The sequence below is a fragment of the Spirosoma migulaei genome (assembly GCF_054776855.1).
Genome location: NZ_BAAHBG010000057.1, coordinates 1 through 2439, shown reverse-complemented (window position 1 = coordinate 2439; position 2439 = coordinate 1). Strand labels below are relative to the sequence as shown.

The following is a 2439-nucleotide window of genomic DNA, read 5'->3' as shown; positions in this document are numbered from 1 at the left end:
TCACCTTCCGGCTGGACTTCCTGTAGAGCATTCTTCCGTAAGCAAAATCACAAACACGCGTCCGGGGCCATTAGTACGGCTCGGCTTAACACCTCTCGATGCCTACACCTACCGCCTATCAACGTCGTCGTCTACAACACCCCTTTATACCGGAACATTCATCTTCAGGCCAGTTTCGCACTTAGATGCTTTCAGCGCTTATCTGTTCCCCACGTAGCTACTCGGCCGTGCCTGCGGCCAAACAACCGATTCGCCAGCGGTGAGTCCATCCCGGTCCTCTCGTACTAAGGACAGAGCCCGTCAATATTCCAACGCCCACCACAGATAGGGACCGAACTGTCTCACGACGTTCTGAACCCAGCTCGCGTGCCACTTTAATCGGCGAACAGCCGAACCCTTGGAACCTTCTCCAGCCCCAGGATGTGACGAGCCGACATCGAGGTGCCAAACCTCCCCGTCGATGTGAGCTCTTGGGGGAGATCAGCCTGTTATCCCCGGCGTACCTTTTATCCTTTGAGCGATGGCCCTTCCATGCGGAACCACCGGATCACTATACCCTGCTTTCGCACCAGATCGGCTTGTAGGCCTCACTGTCAAGCCCGCTTCTGCTATTGCACTCCCCTGCCGATTACCGTCCGGCATGAGCGGACCTTGGGAAACCTCCGTTACCCTTTCGGAGGTGACCACCCCAGTCAAACTACCCACCAAACACGGTCCTGTCTCCAGTTAGAACGCCAGTAAGCCAAGGGCGGTATTTCAAGGTTGATTCCAGGATGCCTGGCGACACCCCTTCGCAATCTCCCGCCTATCCTACACATGACTGACCGGCATTCAATGTTAAGCTGTAGTAAAGGTGCACGGGGTCTTTCCGTCCCGTGGCGGGTAAGCGGCATCTTCACCGCTACTACAATTTCACCGAACTCATGGTTGAGACAGTGCCCAGATCGTTACACCATTCGTGCAGGTCGGAACTTACCCGACAAGGAATTTCGCTACCTTAGGACCGTTATAGTTACGGCCGCCGTTTACTGGGGCTTCAGTTCAAACCTTCGCCTTGCGACTAAGCTCCCCCCTTAACCTTCCAGCACCGGGCAGGTGTCAGACCCTATGCGTCAACTTTCATTTTGGCAGAGTCCTGTGTTTTTGGTAAACAGTCGCCTGGGCCTCTTCTCTGCAGCCGCTGTTGCCAGACGGCCCCCCTTATCCCGAAGTTACAGGGTAATCTTGCCGAGTTCCTTAACCATGATTCTTTCGCGCACCTTAGAATATTCTTCCCAGCTACCTGTGTCGGTTTACGGTACGGGTATCCATACGCTTAACGCACCCTCACTTTTCTTGGAAGCCCCGTCAACTCTTCGCTTCAGCCGAAGCCTCTGCTCAACGCCCTATTCCGTCAGGACCTAGAATCTCTGGCACTCCGTCATGAGACTGCCTGCATAGATAGTTCAGGACTATTAACCTGATCCCCCTCAAAGCCCGGCATTCGCCTGCTCCTTAGACCCCGACTAACCCTCCGATGACTGCCATCGCGGAGGAAACCTTAGCTTTTCGGTGTGAGGAGTTCTCATCCTCATTCTCGTTACTTATGCCTACATTTGCTTTTCTATGCGGTCCACCAAAGCTCACGCTTCAACTTCACCCCCCATAGAATGCTCTCCTACCACACTATACTCCAAGTATAGGTCCATAGCTTCGGTGATGTGCTTGATGCCCGTTTATTATCGACGCCCGCCCCGCTCGACCAGTGAGCTGTTACGCACTCTTTAAAGGAATAGCTGCTTCCAAGCTAACCTCCTGGCTGTCTCAGCAGCCGGACCGCCTTTGTTCAACTTAGCACACACTTAGGGACCTTAGCTGATGGTCTGGGTTGTTCCCCTCTCGGACTTGGACCTTAGCACCCAAGCCCTCACTGCCACGCACCTCTCTGCGCATTCGGAGTTCATCAGAAGTTGGTAGGATGTGACTCCCCCGCATCCTGTTGGTCGCTCTACCTCACAGACAGTAACACGTAACGCTGTTCCTAAAAACATTTCGGAGAGTACGAGCTATTTCTCAGTTTGATTGGCCTTTCACCCCTATCCCCAGCTCATCCGGAAGCTTTTCAACGCTTATCGGTTCGGTCCTCCACGGTGTGTTACCACCCCTTCAACCTGGCCAGGGATAGATCACCAAGTTTCGCGTCAACCCCCACTGACTAGACGCCCTGTTCAGACTCGCTTTCGCTTCGGATCCGATCGTCAACGATCTTAACCTCGCCAGTGACGGTTACTCGTAGGCTCATTATGCAAAAGGCACGCTGTCACCCCACACTGGGGGCTCCAACCGCTTGTAAGTGCCTGGTTTCAGGATCTATTTCACCCGGGTACTCCCCGTACTTTTCACCTTTCCCTCACGGTACTCTGCGCTATCGGTCTTCTGATTGTATTTAGCCTTACCGGA

1 rRNA gene is annotated in these 2439 nt (G+C 53.8%); it reads right to left on the bottom strand.

Features of this window, described 5'->3' with window-relative positions:
* Window positions 1-49: 49 nt before the first annotated feature.
* Window positions 50-2439 (bottom strand): 23S ribosomal RNA (locus ACYVGO_RS38745); the annotation flags it as partial.